The organism is Nocardioides sp., assembly GCF_030150155.1.
In the GTDB taxonomy this organism is placed as follows: domain Bacteria; phylum Actinomycetota; class Actinomycetes; order Propionibacteriales; family Nocardioidaceae; genus Nocardioides.
Genome location: NZ_JASLGR010000058.1, coordinates 49,564 through 68,704 on the forward strand (window position 1 = coordinate 49,564; position 19,141 = coordinate 68,704).

Here is a 19,141-nt window from a genome sequence, read left to right on the forward strand (position 1 = left end):
TCATGGGGGAGTACGCCGGACTTGGTGAGGTCGCCGGCAAGCGCGTTCTGGTGCGCAGCGACCTCAATGTCCCTCTGAAGAACGGTGTCATCGGTGATGACGGCCGGATCCGGGCCTCGGTGCCGACGATCAAGGCGCTGGCTGACGCCGGTGCCCGCGTGATCGTCACCGCGCACCTGGGCCGTCCTGACGGGGCGCCGGATCCGGCGTACTCCCTCGCTCCGGTGGCAGCCCGTCTGGGCGAGCTGCTGGGCGCCGACGTCGCCTTCGCCACCGACACCGTCGGTGACTCCGCGAAGGCCGTCGTGGCGGGCCTGGCCGACGGCCAGGTCGCCCTGCTGGAGAACGTCCGCTTCAACGCGGGCGAGACCTCCAAGGACGAGACCGTCCGCGGTGCGTTCGCCGACCAGCTCGCTGGGCTGGCCGACGCGTTCGTCTCCGACGGCTTCGGTGTCGTGCACCGCAAGCAGGCGTCGGTGTACGACGTCGCGCTGCGGCTCCCGCACGCTGCCGGTTCCCTGGTCGGGGCCGAGATCGACGTCCTGCGTCGGCTCACCGACAACCCGGAGCGGCCGTACGCGGTCGTCCTGGGCGGATCGAAGGTCTCCGACAAACTCGGCGTGATCGACAACCTGCTGGAGAAGGCCGACACCCTGCTCATCGGCGGCGGCATGGTCTTCACCTTCCTCAAGGCCCAAGGTCACGAGGTCGGCAAGAGCCTCCTGGAGGAGGACCAGATCCCGACCGTGCTGTCCTACCTGGAGCGCGCGAAGGCCAGCGGCGTCGAGATCGTCCTGCCGACCGACATCGTCGTCGCCGACTCCTTCGGCGACGAGGCCTCGGCGCGCGTCGTGCCCGCCGACCAGATCCCGGCCGACGCGCTCGGCCTGGACATCGGTCCGGTGTCGGGCGAGGCGTTCGCTGCGGCGATCCGCGCCTCCAAGACGGTCTTCTGGAACGGCCCGATGGGGGTCTTCGAGCAGCCTGCCTTCGCCGAGGGCACCCGTGCCGTCGCGCAGGCGCTGACGGAGGTCTCCGGGCTCTCCGTCGTCGGTGGCGGCGACTCGGCGGCAGCGGTGCGTGCGCTCGGCTTCGCCGATGACCAGTTCGGTCACATCTCCACCGGTGGCGGTGCCTCCCTGGAGTACCTCGAGGGCAAGGAACTGCCCGGCGTCACGGTTCTGGAGGCGTGAAGATGGCCAAGCAGCCGAAGAAGGCCGGTCGCGTCCCGCTGATGGCGGGCAACTGGAAGATGAACCTCAACCACGCCGAGGCCGTCGTGCTGGTGCAGAAGCTCGCGTGGACGCTGTCGGACAAGAAGCACGACTACGACCTCGCCGAGGTCGTCGTGGTGCCGCCGTTCACCGACCTGCGCTCGGTCCAGACCCTGGTCGACGGTGACCGGCTCTCGATTCGGTACGGCGCCCAGGACGTCTCGGTGCACGAGTCCGGTGCCTACACTGGCGAGGTGTCGGCGGGGATGCTGAGCAAGCTCGGCTGCTCCTACGTCGTGGTCGGGCACTCCGAGCGTCGTGAGTTCCACGGCGAGGACGACGCCCTGGTGAACAAGAAGGCGCACGTCGCCCTCGCTGCGGGCATGACGCCGATCGTCTGCGTCGGCGAGCCGCTCGCGGTTCGTCAGGCCGGCGAGCACGTGGCGCACTGCACCACGCAGGTCGCCGGCGGGCTGGCCGGGTTCACCGCGGAGCAGGTCGCCGAGCTCGTCGTGGCCTACGAGCCCGTCTGGGCGATCGGCACCGGCGAGGTCGCCACCCCCGAGGATGCTCAGGAGGTCGCGAGCGCGATTCGTGAGCAGATTCGCTCGACCTTCGGCGATCTCGCTGCCGACGGCGTGCGCGTCCTCTACGGTGGTTCGGTGAAGTCGAGCAACGTGGCCTCGATCATGGCTCAGGCCGATGTCGACGGTGCGCTGGTCGGCGGTGCCAGCCTCCAGGCTGACGAGTTCGGAGCAATCTGCCGTTACTACGCCATGCCTGTCCTCTGATCGATCGTTAGTGACGTAGGATTCCGAATCGTGCTTGAACTGCTCTTCACCATCATCCTGATCGCCAGCAGTGTGCTGATGATCCTGTTGGTCCTGCTCCACAAGGGGCGGGGCGGCGGCCTCTCCGACATGTTCGGTGGCGGTGTCTCCAGCTCGCTGGGTGGCTCCTCGATCGCGGAGCGCAACCTGGACCGGCTGACCATTGGCATCGGCACGATCTGGTTCGCCTGTGTCATCGCCCTCGGCCTCCTGAAGGCCTACTGATGGCCGGCGGCGGCAACGCGATCCGGGGCAGCCGGGTCGGCGCTGGCCCGATGGGCGAGGCGGAGCGCGGCGACGCGGCTCCGCGCAAGGCGATCACCTACCACTGCGCGAACGAGCACCGCTCGGTCATCACCTTCGCGGTCGAGGCGGCGACGCCGGACTCGTGGGACTGCCCGAAGTGCGGCCTCCCGGCCGGTCTCGACTCCGACAACGCTCCGGCGGCGCCGAAGATCGAGCCCTACAAGACGCACCTCGCGTACGTGAAGGAGCGTCGTAGCGACGCCGAGGCGGCCGACATCCTCGAAGAGGCCATCCAGCTGCTCCGTTCGCGGCGCAAGTCGGGCGACATCATCTTCTGAGGCCCTGCGGCTCGTAGCACCTTCCAAGAACCTCATCATCGTGGCACTGCCTCGACGATGAGGTTCTTGGCGTAGTGGAACCCTCCGCGGGCGGTCGTGACGCGGTTCGCGCAGGTGATCAGCACCAGGCGCCGTGCCACGCGTTGGAGGAAGGGATCCCGTGACAGACGGTCCCGATCCACCCGCGAGATCGCGCTGATCCGCCAGGTTGTCGTGCGCGACCCGATGGTGGTGGTGATGTTCTGGCCGACGCGAGCGCGCAGCAGCCGGTGGAAGGCCCCCGGGCGGTCGTGGTTGTCCGAGACGTGCCCGACCAGCACGGTGGTGCCGGCGACGTCGTCCAGAGCCGCACCACGCCGCCAGAGTCCGGCGGTGGAGATCGCGTGCGGAGGTGTCAGGGTCGCGCCCCGGAAGTCGACCCGCGAGATGGTGGCATCCAGCCCCAGAGCGGGAGCTGTCACACGCGTCCGGGCTATCCGATCCCGGGCGCCGTCGGTCCCGTTGGACTCTCCACCCGAGGCGACGGCCGGATGACGGGGGAGCCGTGGCACCGGCGGACTGACGAGCGAGGTCTCGGGCACGATCCCCAGGGTGGTCCACCCGGTGCCGAGGGAGTATGCCGTGGGGAGCAGGCGCTCTCGATAGCCGTAGCAGCCGCCCCGAGCGGCCCGGGTGGCGCCGACGGTGACCGTGCTGTCGCCCGACAGGCTCAGCCGTCCGGCAGTGAGCAGCGGAGCACCACTCCACCTCGCACCCCGGCAGGTCGACGACGCGTCGGCGCGGACCGGGCCGAGCAACTGCCACTCAAGCACGACCGGCGGCGCGCCGCGCTCGCCCGACGTGCCAGAGACCACGACGCGGTCGGTCACGGTGGCTCCGGCGTTGGCGCGCTGCAGGTTGACCGCCGTCGAGACGCGGGGACGGGCGGGCACGAACGCGACCGACGCCACGGTGTGCAGGCTTGCAGGAGCGGCCGCCGTCGCGACACGTTGGCGGTGGGCGTGCTGCGGGGTGAAGATCCGAAACTGCGGGGAGGGGAGCCCGGACACCGCCACGGTCGCCGTGATCGTGACAGGCCCCGTGGGCTGCACGCTGAGCGAGAGCCCGGCGGTCGACGTCACGCCAGTCCAGCTGGTGTGGCCGTCGCTGAAGGTGCCGCCGGTCAGCGTGATCGTGGTGGCGAGACCGGGCACCCAGGCGCCGGTGCCCGAACGCACGCCGATGCCGGACAGGTCGGTGCGCGAGAGCGCCGGTGCTGCCATCTGGTAGCCGCCCGCCGGGGGTGCGTTGCGCTTCGCGTCGGAGAGCAGGCTCTGGTGCAGCGCCGCGACCCGGCGACCGATCCGTGGGCTCTCGCGGCGCATGCGGCGCAGATGCTCTCGCACGGCCCGGGGGTGACTGTTGAGCCGCTCACCGACCGCCCACCACAGCGCGGCGGCCAGTGCTGCATCACGGCGGGCCGGAGTCAGACAGACCGAGGTCAGGTAGCCGATCGTCGGATCGGTCTGGAGTCGGGAGTGGGGCGTCGTCGTGGGCCAACGCCACGCCTTGCCGGTGTCGAGGCAGATGCCCCAGGTGCCGTCGGGCAGCCGTGCCACGCCCAGGGCGGCGCCGTTGCGAGCGACGTACCCGGAGAAGCCATGGTCCGGGGGCGTCCCCGGACCGATGACCGCCGCTCGAGCGGGCCCGATCAGCAATGCGGTGAGGCTGAGGATCAGCGTGAGGATGAACAGGCGCGCGCCCAGCAGAAGTCGTCTCATGGCGCAGAACCTTCGCCGTTGTCCGGGCGTCGATCCCGGCCCGCTGCCGAGCCTGGGGACAGAGGTTGTGGCCGCCGTAGTGGACGGGGCAGGGCAGCGTGTGGGGCTGGTGACGCGTTAGTACCCGATGGAGTAAAGAAAATCGCCACTCGATGGATCAACGAGCACGAGGACCTGCGAATCGATGGTGCTGGGCCCGTCGTCGGTTCTCTCCAATGCCGCCTTCCCCAGGAGGGGCATGGGGGCTGAGGCATAGGTCAGGACCCAGGTCAGGCGCTTGTCGATGGCCGGATCAATCCGAGAGGGTTTGGTGGGGTCGGCTTCCAGTTCCGTCCCGTAGTTCGCCGTCGTGACCGTGGCCAGAGTTGCCGTGTCCGCAACCAGATCGGCAGGAAAGCCGAGGTTTGATCTGGCCACCTCATCGGCCGCCTTGGCGGAGATAGCCACCTTGAGTTCAGCGACCTGCTCGTCGGTGGTTGCCACCGGCGTCATGCTGATGCCGTGGTCACTGACTGCCTCGATGACTTGGTCGGGAACCGAAGTGGTTTCCAGTTTGCCTTGCGTTACAGGGGTGCTCGATGCACTCTTCTCGGCGTCGACATTTGCGGAAGATGAAGGCGCCGGAGTTTCTGTGGAGAGGTCCGCATTTCCGATTTCGGAACTGTGGGCATCAGCTACCGATATAGTTGTCAGCCCTGCGATGCATGCGACAGCGATGGCCGCTATTGTTGCTCTGTTACTCTTCTTCATTTCGTTCCCCTTAGAGCGGATTGGTCCAGATGTCGACGAAAAGTCCGCCGGAGTCTGCGTTGCCAAGATTGTGGTGATACCGGGTGCTTCCGGTTTCAGCAAATGCCAGATTGCTGAAGAAGTCCAGGCTGCCGTCGGACGCGACCTTATAGATATGACCGAATGTCGTGTGGTCACTTGAGGTGCCCGGAACATCGGATTCCGTGTGCATCGTTTCTCCGCCAAATTGACCGCCCCACGCGCTCGCCCAGTAGTTGCGAACGTCGTAATTCACGGTGTCGAGGTTGGTACTCCCGACTGTCATGTGGATTCGGTTGTCGGACGGGCGCAGCGCGGACGAGTACGTGTGGACGGTCGTGCCTGGCGATCCGGTGATGACGGTTGTTACTCCACTGCAGGTTGGTCTGCAACTCTGGGTGTATTGCGACATGTAATGAAAGCCGTGGGTGAAAGTTGAGTTGACAGCGCCAACGTCCACATATCCTGATTGAGCCCAGTGATAAGGCTGGTCTGGCGTGACCATGGCCCAGGCGGTGCTAAAGCTCGGGCTGCCGCCTGAGGGGCTGCAAAGCGCGGGGTCGTTCGTCTCGATGTTTGCCTGGACGCCGTAAACCGCACCCCGATAGGCAGACATTCCGACGTCGAAGTAGTTCGATGCTGTTCCGCAGGATGCGCTGGCCGCAACTGGGACTCGGGCCAATTCCTTGACGCTTGGACTGGAACATGTTTCAACCTTGCCTGTCTAGTGGCCGCCTGTCAAGGTTTTGTCAATTCCTTGGAGAATCCTGCTCTGGTGGTCTAGCGCTGTTTCCGAGGCAGCGCCGTATACGTGCGATTGGTCGCCGGGCGGCGTTAACGGTGAAGTATCAGCCAGGTCAGCCCCGCTGCAGCGGAGAAGGAGAGCGTCGAGGCGGCTAGGACGACCCGGGTGTTCAGATCGCGTCGGGGCGCGTGGCCGTCGGACAGGTTTTCCAGAACTGCGGCGAAGGTGCCCGGTGAGGCCGGGCGTTCAGCGGGCCGCAACGCGAGTGCTGAGGAGAGATACCGGTCGACCGCCGCGCCCGCACCGGTGGCCGGCGGACGGTCTGACGCAGTCCGGCCCAACGCCGACGCGAAGGGCAACCGGCCGGTGAGGAACTCATACGTCATCACGCCCAGCGAATACACGTCGCTACGACCGTCCAGCGGCTGCCCGAGTGCCTGCTCGGGGGCCATGAAGGAGGGAGTTCCGGTCACGACGGTGTAGCCACTGGCCTCGGCCAGACGCTTCGCGCTGCCCAGGTCGCTGACGTGGACGCCGCCGTCGGCGTCGAGCAGCAGGTTCGCGGGTTTCACGTCCCGGTGCAGCACCCCTGCGTCGTGCAGCGCTTGGACCGCCCGGGCTGCCTCCGCGGCGAGGTGCAGTGCGCGCGACGGCGTACGGTCCGAGGCGATGGCGTCGTTCAGGGTGCCGCCGGGCAGGAAGTCCATCACGAAGTAGGGCCGGTCGCCCGACTCCCCGATGTCGTGCACCCGGACCACCCGGGGGTCGCGGATCTGGCGCAGGATCCGGGCCTCGTCGAGGAACCGCTCGCGGACGTCGGCATGGTGCGCCCAGTTGTCGGCGAGCACCTTGACCGCGACCTCGACGTCGAGATCGTCGTCGTAGGCACGCCACACCGTCGCGAACGCACCGACCCCGATCACGGAGTCGAGCCGGTAGCGTCCCAGGTGCTGCATGGGTCCAGTATCGCGAGGAGGCGGCGTGCAGATCGACCAGACACAGCTCGACGCGGCCCGAACCGGCGACGCCGAGGCCCTGGACGCCCTGCTGCGGGCCGTGGAGCCGCTGGTGCTACGCAGGTGCGCCCGCGTGCTGCCGTTCCGCCCAGACGCCGAGGAGGCGGCCCAGGAGGCGCTCCTGACGATCGCCTCGCGCCTGCAGCAGTACGCCGGCACCGGGTCGTTCGAGGGCTGGGTCGGGACCATCGCCACCAACCAGGCCCGGATGACGTACCGCTCCCTGCGACGGCGCGCCGACGAGCAGGGCTGGGAAGAGATGGCCGAGCACCCGGACCCGGCCCGGGTCAGCGTCATCGCCGGCAGCCGGGTGGACCTGCTCGAGGCGCTCGACGAGCTGGAGCGCCACCACCCTGAGGCCGTCGAGGCGTTCGTGCTGCGCGACCTCGGCGCCCAGCCCTACGCCGAGATCGCCGACGTCCTCGGTGCCCCGCTCGGCACGGTCAAGGCGAGGATCCACACCGCACGGCGCTTCCTGCGTGAGCGGCTCGGTGAAGAACCTGGTGAAGAAAGTCAGTGATCACCGGCAACCTCCCGGCCCGCGCCTGCATCTGACAAGGTGAGGCCACCACCGTGGGGCCCGGAGAGGACACCATGAAGAGCAGCATCGCAGCAGGCATCGTCGGTCTCAGCCTGGTGGCCGGCGTCGGGGTCGCCTACGCCGTCGACACGGTCCAGGGCACCGGGAACGGCACCACCACGACACCCACGCGCACGCCCAGCGCCCAGCCCACGCCGACGCTGGCCGGTCCGATCACCCCGGGTGCGGTGGCGCCGGTGCGGGCGGGGATGAGCATCGCCGACGCGGTGGCGACGGGCTACGTCGAGCGCGACACCGGCAGGGGAGCGGTCTGCGTCGGGGACTTCTACCGCTGGAGCGCCCCGAACACCGCAGGCCTCGATCTGGTCACCAGCGGAGGCACGATCTCGGCGATCGGGATCCACTCCTCGCGCTACCGGACCGCCGACGGTGTCGGGGTCGGCAGCCGACTCTCCGAGATCAGGGCGGCCTACCCGAGCGGGCGGATCAAGGTCACCAGCGACTACGGACAGCCCGGCATCCTGGTGCACGAGGGCGACAAGTGGCTCGGATTCCTCTTCGGGGACGCCACCTCGGCCACCCTCAACACGAGCTCGATGGTCACCTTCGCCGAGGTCAGCCAGGGCGCACGCCCCGGGCTGCTGCGCGACGGCTGCTGAGACGAGCCGCCGCGCAGCAGGCTGCTCAGAGCTGCGAGGCGGCCTCGCGGTCGAGGAACCAGATGGTCTCGTCCTGACCGGTGACGCCGGCGGCGGGGATCTCGTGCTTGTCAGCACCCCCGAGCGCCTGGGCGACGGCACCGGACTTGGCCTCGCCGGAGACCAGGAACCAGATCGACGCACCGCGGCGCAGGGCCGGGTAGGTCAGCGTGATCCGCTCCGGCGGGGGCTTGGGGGAGCCCGTCACCCCGACGGCGAGCGCCGACTCCTCGTCCAGCTGGGCGAAGCCCGGGAAGAGCGACGCGATGTGGCCGTCGGGGCCCACGCCGAGCATCAGGATGTCGAAGCGGGACGGCACGCTGGCGGCGTACGACGACGCGCCCTCGTCCACGGAGGTGGCGGCCTCCGTGGAGGCCATCTCGTGGATCCGGTGCGCCGGGACGCCGACCTCGTCGAGGAAGGCGGCCCGGGCCTGGCCGACGTTGCGGTCGGCCGAGTCGGCGGCGACGAAGCGCTCGTCGCCGAACCAGAAGTCCACCGCACCCCAGTCGATCCCGGAGTCGTCGGCGAGCCGGGCGATCTCGCGGTGGATCGCCTCGGCGATGGTGCCGCCGGTCAGGCAGACCTGCGGCACGTCGCCGGCGGCCTGGAGGTCGGCGACCCGGTTGACGAACTCACCCGCCACCGCGGTGGCGAGCTGGGTGGCGTCCGCGTGGACCTCCACCCGGGCGGAGGTGTCAGGGGAGGTCATGACGCTGCTTTCGGTAGTACTCGATCAGGGCACGCGTGGAGCCGTCCTGGGCCGCGATCACGCTCTCGTCCCCGCCGACGGCCGGGCTGAGCTGGAGCGCGAGCTGCTTGCCCAGCTCCACCCCCCACTGGTCGAAGCTGTCGATGCCCCACACGATGCCCTGGACGAACGTCAGGTGCTCGTACAGGGCGATCAGCTGACCCAGCACGCTCGGGGTGAGCTGCGGGGCCATGATCGACGTGGTGGGCCGGTTCCCGGTGAAGACCCGCGCGGGCACGATGTGCTCCGGCGTGCCCTCGGCCCGGACCTCGTCGGCGGTCTTGCCGAACGCCAGTGCCCGGGTCTGGGCGAAGAAGTTCGCCAGGAACAGCTCGTGCACGTCGGCCGGACCGTCGGCGCCGCCCTCGTCGACCAGGGGGTAGGACGGGTTGGCGAACGCGATGAAGTCGGCCGGGATCAGCCGGGTGCCCTGGTGGATCAGCTGGTAGAACGCGTGCTGGCCGTTGGTGCCGGGCTCGCCCCAGAAGATCTCGCCGGTGGTGGAGGTCACCGAGGTGCCGTCCCACCGCACGCCCTTGCCGTTGGACTCCATCGTGAGCTGCTGCAGGTACGCCGGGAAGCGGTGCAGCAGCTGCGCGTAGGGCAGCACGGCGTGGGTCTGGGCGTCCAGGAAGTTCGAGTACCACACGTTGAGCAGGCCCATCAGGACCGGCACGTTGGACTCCAGCGGAGCCTCGACGAAGTGGGTGTCGATCGCGTGGAACCCGGCCAGGAACTCCTCGAACGCCTCGGGCCCGATCGCAAGCACCAACGACGTACCGATGGCGGAGTCGACCGAGTAGCGGCCGCCGACCCAGTCCCAGAACCCGAACGCGTTGGCCGGGTCGATCCCGAACGCGGCGACCTTGTCCAGGGCCGTCGAGACGGCGACGAAGTGCTTCGCTACCGCCGCAGCGGCATCGACGTCGCCACCGAGCTGCTCGAGCAGCCAGGCTCGGCACAGCCGGGCGTTGGTGAGCGTCTCCAGGGTCCCGAAGGTCTTGGAGGAGACCACGAAGAGGGTGGTCTCGGGGTCGAGACCGGCCAGCTTCGTGGCCACGTCGGTCGGGTCGATGTTGGAGATGAAGCGGCAGGTCAGACCGGCCTGGCGATACGGCGCGAGCGCCTCGTAGGCCATCACCGGACCGAGGTCGGAGCCACCGATCCCGATGTTGACCACGGTCGCGATCGGGCGCCCGGTGACGCCGGTCCACTCACCCGAGCGGACCTTGCGAGCGAAGGCGTAGATCCGCTCCAGCACCTCGTGCACGTCCGGGACAACGTCGTGGCCGTCCAGGACGACTTCGGCGCCGGCCGGCTGGCGCAGCGCGGTGTGGAGGACGGCACGGTCCTCGGTGACGTTGATCCGCTCACCCGAGAACATCGCATCGCGACGCGCCTCGAGGTTCACCTCGGCGGCGAGGTCGAGCAGCGCCTTCCAGATCTCGGGGGTGACCAGGTTCTTCGACAGGTCGACGTAGAGGTCACCGGCGGTGAGGGAGGACCGACGGACCCACTCCTCGTCCGCGAGCGCCGAGCGAAGATCCGGAGAGAATCGCTCGGCGATCGCGGACAGGCGTGCCCAGGCGTCGGTCGTGCTTGCGTCGATCGGCAGCGGCTGGGTCATCGGGACTCCTAGGCCTGGCGCAGCGCGTCGGCCACGGTCTGCTGGAGATCACTCCAGGAGACCTTGAACTTGTCGACGCCCTCGTCCTCCAGCAGCGTGAAGACGTCGTCGAGGTCGATCCCGACGGCGACCAGCTGGTCGAAGACGGCCTGGGCCTGCGCGGCCTTGCCGGAGACCTCGTCGCCGGTCACGGTGCCGTGGTCGGCGAAGGCCATCATGGTCTTCTCCGGCATCGTGTTGACGGTGTCGGCGACCACCAGGTCGGCGACGTAGAGGGTGTCGGCGTAGTCGGGGTTCTTCACCCCGGTGGAGGCCCACAGCGGACGCTGGGCGTTCGCCCCGGCACCCGCCAGCGCCTGCCAGCGCTCGGTGGCGTGGACCGCCTCGAAGGCGGCGTAGGCCAGGCGGGCGTTGGCCACCGCGGCCTGGCCGCGCAGCGCGAGCGCCTCGGGAGTGCCGATCGCGTCGAGCCGCTTGTCGATCTCGGTGTCGACACGGGAGACGAAGAACGAGGCGACCGAACGGATCGTGGACAGGTCGATCCCGGCGGCCTGGGCCTTCTCCAGGCCGGCCAGGTAGGCGTCCATCACGGCCTGGTAGCGCTCGGTGGAGAAGATCAGGGTGACGTTGACGCTGATCCCGGCACCGATCACCTCGGTGATCGCGGGCAGGCCCTCGATCGTGGCCGGGATCTTGATCAGGGCGTTCGGCCGGTCGACGGAGGCCCACAGGGCCTTGGCCGAGGCGATCGTCGCCTCGGTGTCGTTGGCCAGGGTGGGCTCGACCTCGATCGAGACCCGTCCGTCGTCCTTGGTCGCGGCGGCGACCGGCGCGAAGATGTCACAGGCGTCGCGGACGTCGTTGGTGGTGAGCGCGAAGATCACCTCGTCGACGTCTTTGCCCTCGGCGGCCAGCCCGCTGATCAGGGCGGCGTAGGAGGCACCGCCGCCGATCGCGGCCTGGAAGATCGAGGGGTTGGTGGTGACACCGGTGACCGAGTTGTCGGCGATCATCTGCGCCAGGTTGCCCGACTCGATCCGCTCCCGGGACAGGTCGTCGAGCCAGATCGAGACGCCGGCGTCGGCGAGGGCCTTGAGGTTGGTGTTGACAGTCACTTGCGTACCTCCGAAAGGGTTGCATGGGCAGCGGAGACCACGGCGTCAGCGGTGAAGCCGAACTCCTGGAAGAGAGTCCCGGCACTGGCCGAGGCGCCGAAGTGGTCGATGGAGATGATCTGGCCGGCGTCGCCGACGAACTCGCGCCAGCCCTGCTTGACGCCCGCCTCGATCGAGACACGGGCCTTGACGCTGGGCGGGAGGACCTCGTCGCGGTAGGACTGCGGCTGCTCCTCGAACCACTCCACACAGGGCATCGAGACGACCCGGGCACCGATGCCCTCGGCAGCCAGGGTCTCACGCGCCGTGACGGCGTACTGGACCTCGGAGCCGGTGGCGAGCAGGACCACGTCGACGGAGTCGGTCGGGGTGTCGAGCAGCACGTAGCCGCCCTGGGCGACGCCCTCCACGCCGGCGAAGCCGTCGGCGCCGCGGGGGAAGGTGGGCAGGTTCTGCCGGCTCAGGATGAGCGCCGTCGGGCGATCGGTGTGGCGCAGCGCCTGGAGCCACGCGGCGGCGGTCTCGTTGGCGTCGGCGGGACGGACGATGTCGATGCCGGGCATCGCGCGCAGCGACGCCAGGTGCTCGATGGGCTGGTGGGTCGGGCCGTCCTCACCCAGGCCGATGGAGTCGTGCGTCCAGACGTAGATCACCGGGATCTTCGACAGCGCCGCGACGCGGACGGCACCGCGCATGTAGTCCGAGAAGGTGAAGAACGTGCCACCGAAGACACGGGTGTTGCCGTGCACCTGGATGCCGTTCATGATCGCGCCCATGCCGTGCTCGCGGATGCCGAAGTGCAGCACGCGGCCCGCCAGCGGGTCGCCGTTCCACTCGTGGGTGGAGCGCTCGAACGGCACGAAACTCGGCACGCCGGCGATGGTGGTGTTGTTCGAGCCGGCCAGGTCGGCCGAGCCGCCCCACAGCTCGGGCATCAAGGGAGCGATCGCGTTGATCACCTTGCCCGAGGCGGCGCGGGAGGCCAGGCCCTTCGCGTCGGCCTCGAAGACCGGCAGGGCGTCCTCGATGCCCTCAGGCAGCGCCAGCTCGCTGGTGCGCGCCAGCAGGGCATCCAGCTCGGGGTGGGCGACCTTCCAGGCCTCGTACTGCTCGGTCCAGGCAGCCTCGTAGGCGGCGCCACGCGCGACCAGCTCGCGGGTGTGGGCGAGCACGTCGGCGGGGACCTCGAAGTGCTGCTCGGGGTCGAACCCGAGGATCTGCTTGGTGAGCTTGATCTCCTCGGCGCCCAGGGCCGAGCCGTGGGCGGCCTCGGTGCCCTGAGCGTTCGGGGCGGGCCAGGCGATGATCGTCTTGAGCACGATCAGGCTGGGCTTGTCGCTGACGGCGTTCGCGGCGGTGATCGCCTCGTACAGCGCCGGGACGTCCTCCTCGTAGTGGGTGCCGCCGTGGGTCCAGTCGACCTCGTGGATGTCCCAGCCGTACGCCGCGTAGCGGGCCGCGACATCCTCGGTGAAGGCGATGTTGGTGTCGCCCTCGATGGAGATCCGGTTGCTGTCGTAGATGACGGTGAGGTTGCCGAGGTTCTGGGTGCCGGCGATCGAGGAGGCCTCGCCGCTGACGCCTTCCTGCAGGTCGCCGTCACCGGCGAGGCAGTAGATGTGGTGGTCGAAGAGGCTCTGGCCCTCGGGGGCGGTCGCGTCGAACATGCCGCGCTGGCGACGGGCCGCCATCGCCATGCCGACAGCATTCGCGACGCCCTGGCCGAGCGGGCCGGTGGTCACCTCGACGCCCTTGGTGTGGCCGTACTCCGGGTGACCCGGGGTCAGGCTGCCCCAGGTGCGCAGCGCCTTGATGTCGTCGAGCTCGAGGCCGAAGCCACCGAGGAAGAGCTGGTTGTACAGCGTGATCGAGCTGTGCCCGATGGAGAGCACGAAACGGTCCCGGTTGATCCAGGTGGGATCGGCAGGGTTGTGCCGCATCACCTTCTGGAAGAGGAGATACGCCGCGGGCGCCAGGCTCATGGCGGTACCGGGGTGACCGTTACCGACTTGTTGCACAGCGTCCATGGCGAGGACACGCACGGTGTCGACCGCCTTCTTGTCAAGGTCAGTCCACTCGAGCGGGGGGATGGTCGTCACGGGGTTCCTTCCGGTTGTCCAACGGCAACTCTGAGCCTACTCACCTTCGGGTCTAGACTCACCCCGTGACCTACGTTGAAGAAGGAGTGAACTCCTCGCTGTCTTCAGGTCAACCCTCTGGAGCGGGCGCCACGGACGTGGATGCGCAGGCTGCCGGACCGGCCACATGGCGCGACGTCGTCGCGGCGTACGTCGGCCTGACCAAGCCCCGCGTCATTGAGTTGCTTCTCCTGACCACCGTGCCCGTGATGTTCTTCGCCGCCCGCGGTGTGCCGGGGCTCTGGCTGGTCGTCGCCACCGTGGTCGGCGGCACGCTCTCGGCCGGGTCCGCCTCGGTCTTCAACTGCGTGTACGACCGCGACATCGACGAGCAGATGCGCCGGACCCGCCGTCGGGCGCTGCCGCGACACATCGTCTCGGCCCAGTCGGCACTGGTCTTCGGTGCCGTCCTGGCCGTGATCTCGACGGTCGTGCTGTGGCTGTGGGTGAACCCGCTGTCGGCGATCCTCTCGGTGACCGCGAACGCGTTCTACGTCTTCATCTACACGATGCTGCTCAAGCGCCGCACGGCGCAGAACATCGTGTGGGGCGGGATCGCCGGCTGCTTCCCGACCCTGATCGGGTGGACGGCCGTGACGAACTCGCTGGACTGGGCGCCGGTCGTGCTCTTCATGGTGGTGTTCTTCTGGACCCCGCCGCACACCTGGGCGCTGGCGCTGCGCTACCGCGAGGACTACGCGAACGTCGACGTGCCGATGCTGCCTGTGGTCAAGCCGGCCCGGGTCGTGGTGCGCCAGATCGTCCTCTACTCGTGGGTGATGGTCGCCACGTCGCTGCTGTTCTGGCCGGTGGCCGACACGGGCGTCTTCTACGTCGTGGTCGCCCTGGTGCTCGGCGGTGTCTTCCTGGTCGAGGCGCACAAGCTCGCCCGTCGGGCCCGCGACACCGAGGACCTCTCCCTGATCCGCCCGATGCGCCTGTTCCACAACTCCAACCTGTACCTCTCGCTGCTGATGGTGGCCGTCGCGCTGGACCCGCTGATCTCGCGCTGATCGATCACCTCCGCAACGCACGAACGCCCCCGAGACTCCTCTCGGGGGCGTTCGTGCGTCGGTACGTCGTGGGCGGATCAGTCCACCTGGCCGGACTGGCCGGAGTGGACCGGCTGCGCGGTGCGGGCCGCGTGGAACACCCACGCCGCGGCGGCCGCGGTCAGACCGGCACCGAGCATGTGGAAGCCGACCAGCACGGTGGGCAGGTCGGTGAAGTACTGGATCCACCCGATCGCGCCCTGGCCCAGCTCGACGCAGAACAGGGCGAGGGCCGCCGTACAGGCGTCGGTGCGCCACACCAGCGCCAGGATGCCGATGGTCAGGCCGATCAGCAGGCAGACCAGGTCGGCGTGCACCTGGCTCAGCTCGAGGGTGGACAGTCCGTTGCGCGGTGCGTCGGCGTCACCGGCGTGCGGACCCGCACCGGTGACGACGGTGCCGGCGTAGAGCACGGCGGCGGTGGTGGCAGCCAGGGCGATGGTGAGGGCCTTGATCGGCGTGGTGGCGGTGACCACGCGGCCGGCGGGCTGGTAGATCCGCCACAGCAGCAGCACCGCGAAGGAGACGATCACCAGCGAGGCGACCATGTGCAGCGAGACGATCCAGGGGTTGAGGTCGGCCAGCACCGTGATGCCGCCGATCACGGCCTGGGCCGGGATGCCGCAGGCGATCGCGACGGTGAGCCGGCGGTGGGTGGTGCGCCAGGCGGCGACCACGGTGGCGATCGCGATCGCGACCAGCACCCAGGTCAGCATCCGGTTGGCGAACTCGATGATCGAGTGGTGGTTGAGCTCGGCGTGCGGGGTGAAGTCCTCGCCGTTGCACCGCGGCCAGGTGTCGCACCCGAGCCCCGATCCGGTGAGGCGGACGACGCCGCCGGTCACGATGATCCCGATGTTGGCGATCAGGGTCGCCCACGCCAGCGGGCGGAGGTACTTCTGCACTGCTGCACTCATTCCCATGTGAAGGTCTTGGCGGTCAGCGCTGCTCCGAGCGCCGCCCACACGGCAAGGACGCCGAGCTCGCCCCACGCCACAGTCTGATCCAGGAAGGTCTCCCGCATCGCTTCGCCGAGGGCTCCTGAGGGCAGGAAGTGCGTCACAGCACCGAACCCGCCGTACGTGTGCGCCGGGAGTACGACAGCACCACCGGCCATCAGCAGCAGGTAGACCAGGTTCGCCACGGCCAACGTCGCCTCGGCCCGCAGCGCCCCGGCGATGAACAGGCCGAGGGCGGCGAAGGCGGCGGTGCCCAGGATGATCGCCAGCAGGAAGCCGATGAAGCCGGGCTTGGGCGACCAGCCGAGCAGCTGCCCGACGCCGCCGATGATGAAGAGCTGCAGGATCTCCACCGCGACCAGCGCGACGATCTTCCCGGTCAGCAGGCCGAGCCGGGACAGCGGTGAGGCGCCGAGTCGCTTGATCACGCCGTAGCGCCGCTCGAAGCCGGTCGCGATCGCGAGTGCGGTGAACGAGGTCGACATGATCGCCAGCGCGAGCACGCCAGGGACGAAGATGTCGACCAGCGGGTGGTCTTCCTTGAGGTTGAGGTGTTGGCCGCCCTTGACCCCGCCGATCAGGATGATCACGGGGATCACGACGGCGACCATCAGCTGCTCGCCGTTGCGCAGCATCAGCCGGGCCTCCATCGAGGCCTGGGTGAGGACCTGACGCAGCAGGGGAGCCCCGCCGGGACGTGGGGTGAACGTGCCCGCGCTCATCGGGCCCCTCCTTCCAGGCCGTGGCCGGTGATCTCGAGGAACACGTCCTCCAAGGTGCGGGAACCGAAGGTCATCGACTCCACCGCGACGTCGTGACGGCGGCCCCACTCGGCGACCACCGCCCGGATGTCGGCCTCCGCGGTCGTCGACAGCTCCTGGTCGACGACGAGCTGGATCGTGGCCGAGGAGCCGCGGGTGAGCTCTTCGGGCGTGCCCGAGGCGACCAGGCGACCGTGGTCGATGATGTGGACCTGGTCGGCCAGGTGCTCGGCCTCCTCCAGGTAGTGCGTGGTCAGGACGACGGTCACGCCGTCCTCGCGCAGCTCGCGCAGCAGCTCCCAGGTGGTACGCCGGGCGGCCGGGTCCATGCCCGCCGTCGGCTCGTCGACGAAGACCAGCTCGGGGCGGCCCACGATCGCCATCGCGAGCCCCAGCCGTTGCTGCTGACCACCCGAGAGCCGCCGGTACGGCGTCTTGCCGCACTCGTGCAGCCCGAGCCGGTCGGCCAGCATCGCGATGTCGAGCGGATGGGCGTGCAGCCGCGAGATGTGGCGCAGCATCTCCATCGCCGTCGCTCCCGACCAGGCGCCCTGGCCCTGGAGCATCACGCCGATCCGGGGGAGCAGCTCGCGGCGCTGGGTCTGCGGATCCAGGCCCAGGACACGCACACTCCCGCCCTGGGGGATGCGATATCCCTCACACGTCTCCAGGGTGGTGGTCTTCCCGGCACCGTTGGGGCCGAGAACGGCGGTGATCGACCCGGTCTCCACGGTCAGGCTCAGGCCCTGGACGGCGTGCTTGTCGCCGTACGTCATCACGAGGGAGTCGACCACGACAGCAGGCTCAGGCACCGGAACAGTCTAAGGAGGGGCCCTCCGGTGACCGGGTTAGGCTCCCCTTCGTTGAACGACGCCGCGAATAAGAGCACACTTATGTTGTGAAAATCGACGAGGCAGGAACGAGGCGCCGTGTGGCGCGCTCTCTGCTCGTCGACGGCCCGTCCACGGCGGCAGTGCTCGCTGAGCGCCTGGACCTGACGCCGGCGGCAGTGCGACGCCACCTCGACCACCTGGTGGCCGAGGGTGCGGCTGAGCCGCGCGAGCCCCGCGCGACCGATCGGGGACGGGGGCGGCCGGCCAAGGCCTTCGCCCTCACCGACACCGGCCGTGAGGGATTCGAGCAGACGTACGACGATCTCGCAGCCCAGGCGCTGCGCTGGATCGCCCAGACCGCGGGTGACGCCGGCATCAAGGCGTTCGCCCAGAAGCGGGCGAGCTTCATCGCCGACCGCTTCGAGTCGGTCAGCCTGGGCAACCCCGGCCTGTCCCGTGCCGAGGTGCTCGCGCAGATCTTCTCCGATGAGGGCTATGCCGCGTCGGTGCGGGAATTGCCGGTGGTGGGGGAGCAGTTGTGTCAACAGCACTGCCCCGTGTCCCACGTCGCGCACGAGTTCCCGCAGCTGTGCGAGGCCGAGACTGAGGCGATCAGCCAGGTCCTCGGCACCCACGTCCAGCGTCTCGCCACGATCGCCCACGGCGATGGGGTCTGCACCACGTGCATCCCGAACCCGCAACAGTCTTCCGACAAGAAAGTGCAGGTCACGTCATGACCTCGGTTGATAACCGGATTGAAGAGCTCAACCCCGAACTCGAGGGCATCGGGCGCTACGAGTTCGGCTGGGCGGACAAGAACGACGTCGGCGCCAACGCCAAGCGTGGCCTCAACGAGGACGTCGTCCGCGACATCAGCTCGAAGAAGTCCGAGCCGCAGTGGATGCTCGACCTGCGGATGAAGGGCCTCAAGCTCTTCGACCGCAAGCCGATGCCGACGTGGGGCTCGGACCTGTCGGGGATCGACTTCGACAACATCAAGTACTTCGTCCGCTCCACCGAGAAGCAGGCGACCTCATGGGAGGAGCTCCCCGAGGACATCAAGAACACCTACGACAAGCTCGGCATCCCGGAGGCGGAGAAGCAGCGCCTCGTGGCCGGTGTCGCCGCGCAGTACGAGTCCGAGGTCGTCTACCACCAGATCCGTGAGGACCTGGAGGAGAAGGGCGTCATCTTCGTCGACACCGACACCGCGCTGCGTGAGCACGAGGAGATCTTCAAGGAGCACTTCGCCACCGTCATCCCGGTCGGCGACAACAAGTTCTCCGCGCTGAACACCTCGGTGTGGTCCGGCGGCTCCTTCATCTACGTGCCCAAGGGCGTCCACGTCGACATCCCGCTCCAGGCCTACTTCCGGATCAACACCGAGAACATGGGCCAGTTCGAGCGGACGCTGATCATCGCCGACGAGGGCTCCTACATCCACTACGTCGAGGGCTGCACGGCGCCGATCTACTCCTCCGACTCGCTGCACTCCGCGGTCGTGGAGATCATCGTGAAGAAGGGCGCTCGCTGCCGCTATACGACCATCCAGAACTGGTCGAACAACGTCTACAACCTCGTGACCAAGCGGGCCACCTGTGAGGCCGGCGCGACCATGGAGTGGGTCGACGGCAACATCGGCTCGAAGGTGACCATGAAGTACCCCGCGGTCTACCTGCTCGGCGAGCACGCCAAGGGCGAGACGCTGTCGATCGCCTTCGCGGGCGAGGGCCAGCACCAGGACGCCGG

General features: G+C 68.7%; 20 protein-coding genes. 9 read left to right on the top strand and 11 right to left on the bottom strand.

From position 1 onward, the window contains the following. Window positions 1–2 precede the first annotated feature (2 nt). From Q1V88_RS17355 to Q1V88_RS17370, 4 genes are read left to right on the top strand one after another with little or no spacing between them, the layout of a single operon-like run. Window positions 3–1,193, top strand: a complete 1,191-nt coding sequence (locus Q1V88_RS17355) for a phosphoglycerate kinase (RefSeq protein WP_300682678.1) — start codon at window positions 3–5, stop codon at window positions 1,191–1,193. Between the two features lie 2 nt (window positions 1,194–1,195). Next, window positions 1,196–2,005, top strand: coding sequence for a triose-phosphate isomerase (gene tpiA / locus Q1V88_RS17360; protein WP_300682681.1), 810 nt, complete (start codon window positions 1,196–1,198; stop codon window positions 2,003–2,005). 30 nt (window positions 2,006–2,035) lie between these two features. Then, on the top strand, window positions 2,036–2,269 hold the full coding sequence (gene secG / locus Q1V88_RS17365) for a preprotein translocase subunit SecG (protein ID WP_300682684.1): 234 nt from the start codon (window positions 2,036–2,038) through the stop codon (window positions 2,267–2,269). Next, on the top strand, window positions 2,269–2,628 hold the full coding sequence (locus tag Q1V88_RS17370; RefSeq protein ID WP_300682687.1) for an RNA polymerase-binding protein RbpA: 360 nt from the start codon (window positions 2,269–2,271) through the stop codon (window positions 2,626–2,628). The genes secG and Q1V88_RS17370 overlap by 1 nt, the downstream gene beginning before the upstream one ends. Window positions 2,629–2,663: 35 nt before the next feature. On the opposite strand, the gene Q1V88_RS17375 is transcribed toward Q1V88_RS17370, so the two are convergent. The 4 genes from Q1V88_RS17375 to Q1V88_RS17390 form a co-directional block, all read right to left on the bottom strand. Next, entirely contained in the window at window positions 2,664–4,388 is a 1,725-nt protein-coding gene (locus Q1V88_RS17375; protein WP_300682690.1) for a class F sortase, read from the bottom strand. 117 nt (window positions 4,389–4,505) lie between these two features. Next, a complete protein-coding gene (locus Q1V88_RS17380; protein ID WP_300682692.1) occupies window positions 4,506–5,138 on the bottom strand; it encodes a hypothetical protein in 633 nt (210 codons plus the stop codon). 10 nt (window positions 5,139–5,148) lie between these two features. Continuing rightward, window positions 5,149–5,772: a hypothetical protein gene (locus Q1V88_RS17385; protein ID WP_300682695.1), complete on the bottom strand. Its 624-nt coding sequence runs from the start codon at window positions 5,770–5,772 to the stop codon at window positions 5,149–5,151. 218 nt (window positions 5,773–5,990) lie between these two features. Continuing rightward, window positions 5,991–6,857 (bottom strand): serine/threonine-protein kinase, encoded by an 867-nt coding sequence (locus Q1V88_RS17390; protein ID WP_300682698.1) that lies wholly within the window; start codon window positions 6,855–6,857, stop codon window positions 5,991–5,993. Between the two features lie 25 nt (window positions 6,858–6,882). Here Q1V88_RS17390 and Q1V88_RS17395 point away from each other — a divergent pair, with 25 nt between their 5' ends. Together Q1V88_RS17395 and Q1V88_RS17400 are read left to right on the top strand one after the other, a co-directional pair. Then, complete coding sequence (locus tag Q1V88_RS17395) at window positions 6,883–7,437, top strand: RNA polymerase sigma factor (protein WP_300682701.1); 555 nt, start codon at window positions 6,883–6,885, stop codon at window positions 7,435–7,437. A gap of 74 nt (window positions 7,438–7,511) precedes the next feature. Continuing rightward, on the top strand, window positions 7,512–8,117 hold the full coding sequence (locus Q1V88_RS17400; RefSeq protein WP_300682704.1) for a hypothetical protein: 606 nt from the start codon (window positions 7,512–7,514) through the stop codon (window positions 8,115–8,117). A 25-nt stretch (window positions 8,118–8,142) separates the two neighbouring features. On the opposite strand, the gene pgl is transcribed toward Q1V88_RS17400, so the two are convergent. The 4 genes from pgl to tkt are packed head-to-tail and all read right to left on the bottom strand — an operon-like array spanning window position 8,143 to window position 13,748. After that, entirely contained in the window at window positions 8,143–8,868 is a 726-nt protein-coding gene (pgl, locus tag Q1V88_RS17405; RefSeq protein WP_300682706.1) for a 6-phosphogluconolactonase, read from the bottom strand. Next, window positions 8,855–10,534 carry a glucose-6-phosphate isomerase gene (pgi, locus tag Q1V88_RS17410; RefSeq protein ID WP_300682708.1) on the bottom strand — a complete coding sequence of 560 codons (1,680 nt, stop codon included), beginning with the start codon at window positions 10,532–10,534 and terminating at the stop codon, window positions 8,855–8,857. Before pgi ends, pgl begins: the two co-directional genes overlap by 14 nt. An 8-nt stretch (window positions 10,535–10,542) precedes the next feature. Beyond that, window positions 10,543–11,649, bottom strand: coding sequence for a transaldolase (gene tal, locus Q1V88_RS17415; RefSeq protein WP_300682711.1), 1,107 nt, complete (start codon window positions 11,647–11,649; stop codon window positions 10,543–10,545). Next, window positions 11,646–13,748: a transketolase gene (tkt, locus tag Q1V88_RS17420; RefSeq protein WP_300682714.1), complete on the bottom strand. Its 2,103-nt coding sequence runs from the start codon at window positions 13,746–13,748 to the stop codon at window positions 11,646–11,648. Before tkt ends, tal begins: the two co-directional genes overlap by 4 nt. A 137-nt stretch (window positions 13,749–13,885) precedes the next feature. On the opposite strand from tkt, the gene Q1V88_RS17425 reads away from it, so the two are divergent. After that, window positions 13,886–14,800 (top strand): heme o synthase, encoded by a 915-nt coding sequence (locus Q1V88_RS17425; protein WP_300682734.1) that lies wholly within the window; start codon window positions 13,886–13,888, stop codon window positions 14,798–14,800. Between the two features lie 77 nt (window positions 14,801–14,877). Here the strand turns inward: Q1V88_RS17425 and Q1V88_RS17430 are convergent, their stop codons facing one another. Genes Q1V88_RS17430 through Q1V88_RS17440 form a run of 3 tightly spaced genes read right to left on the bottom strand, consistent with a single transcriptional unit; the run spans window position 14,878 to window position 17,371 of the window. Continuing rightward, window positions 14,878–15,744, bottom strand: coding sequence for a COX15/CtaA family protein (locus tag Q1V88_RS17430; RefSeq protein ID WP_300682717.1), 867 nt, complete (start codon window positions 15,742–15,744; stop codon window positions 14,878–14,880). Window positions 15,745–15,752: 8 nt separating this feature from the next. Beyond that, complete coding sequence (locus Q1V88_RS17435; protein ID WP_300682719.1) at window positions 15,753–16,520, bottom strand: ABC transporter permease; 768 nt, start codon at window positions 16,518–16,520, stop codon at window positions 15,753–15,755. Next, the gene (locus tag Q1V88_RS17440) at window positions 16,517–17,371 is read right to left on the bottom strand and encodes an ABC transporter ATP-binding protein (protein ID WP_300682722.1); all 855 of its coding nucleotides are present in this window, start codon (window positions 17,369–17,371) and stop codon (window positions 16,517–16,519) included. Before Q1V88_RS17440 ends, Q1V88_RS17435 begins: the two co-directional genes overlap by 4 nt. Window positions 17,372–17,490: 119 nt before the next feature. Here Q1V88_RS17440 and Q1V88_RS17445 point away from each other — a divergent pair, with 119 nt between their 5' ends. Both Q1V88_RS17445 and sufB read left to right on the top strand, forming a co-directional pair. Next, window positions 17,491–18,129: a transcriptional regulator gene (locus Q1V88_RS17445; protein WP_300682724.1), complete on the top strand. Its 639-nt coding sequence runs from the start codon at window positions 17,491–17,493 to the stop codon at window positions 18,127–18,129. Beyond that, on the top strand, window positions 18,126–19,141 hold a 1,016-nt coding region (sufB, locus tag Q1V88_RS17450), incomplete at its 3' end, for a Fe-S cluster assembly protein SufB (RefSeq protein ID WP_300682726.1). The genes Q1V88_RS17445 and sufB, both read left to right, overlap by 4 nt.

Bases quoted from the DNA above. Each gene is read 5' to 3' on its own strand.
- Q1V88_RS17355 (WP_300682678.1), top strand. From the start codon at position 3: ATGGGGGAGTACGCCGGACTTGGTGAGGTCGCCGGCAAGCGCGTTCTG.
- tpiA (WP_300682681.1), top strand. From the start codon at position 1,196: ATGGCCAAGCAGCCGAAGAAGGCCGGTCGCGTCCCGCTGATGGCGGGC.
- Q1V88_RS17370 (WP_300682687.1), top strand. From the start codon at position 2,269: ATGGCCGGCGGCGGCAACGCGATCCGGGGCAGCCGGGTCGGCGCTGGC.
- Q1V88_RS17375 (WP_300682690.1), bottom strand. From the start codon at position 4,388: ATGAGACGACTTCTGCTGGGCGCGCGCCTGTTCATCCTCACGCTGATC.
- Q1V88_RS17380 (WP_300682692.1), bottom strand. From the start codon at position 5,138: ATGAAGAAGAGTAACAGAGCAACAATAGCGGCCATCGCTGTCGCATGC.
- Q1V88_RS17385 (WP_300682695.1), bottom strand. From the start codon at position 5,772: ATGTCTGCCTATCGGGGTGCGGTTTACGGCGTCCAGGCAAACATCGAG.
- Q1V88_RS17390 (WP_300682698.1), bottom strand. From the start codon at position 6,857: ATGCAGCACCTGGGACGCTACCGGCTCGACTCCGTGATCGGGGTCGGT.
- Q1V88_RS17400 (WP_300682704.1), top strand. From the start codon at position 7,512: ATGAAGAGCAGCATCGCAGCAGGCATCGTCGGTCTCAGCCTGGTGGCC.
- pgl (WP_300682706.1), bottom strand. From the start codon at position 8,868: ATGACCTCCCCTGACACCTCCGCCCGGGTGGAGGTCCACGCGGACGCC.
- pgi (WP_300682708.1), bottom strand. From the start codon at position 10,534: ATGACCCAGCCGCTGCCGATCGACGCAAGCACGACCGACGCCTGGGCA.
- Q1V88_RS17435 (WP_300682719.1), bottom strand. From the start codon at position 16,520: ATGAGCGCGGGCACGTTCACCCCACGTCCCGGCGGGGCTCCCCTGCTG.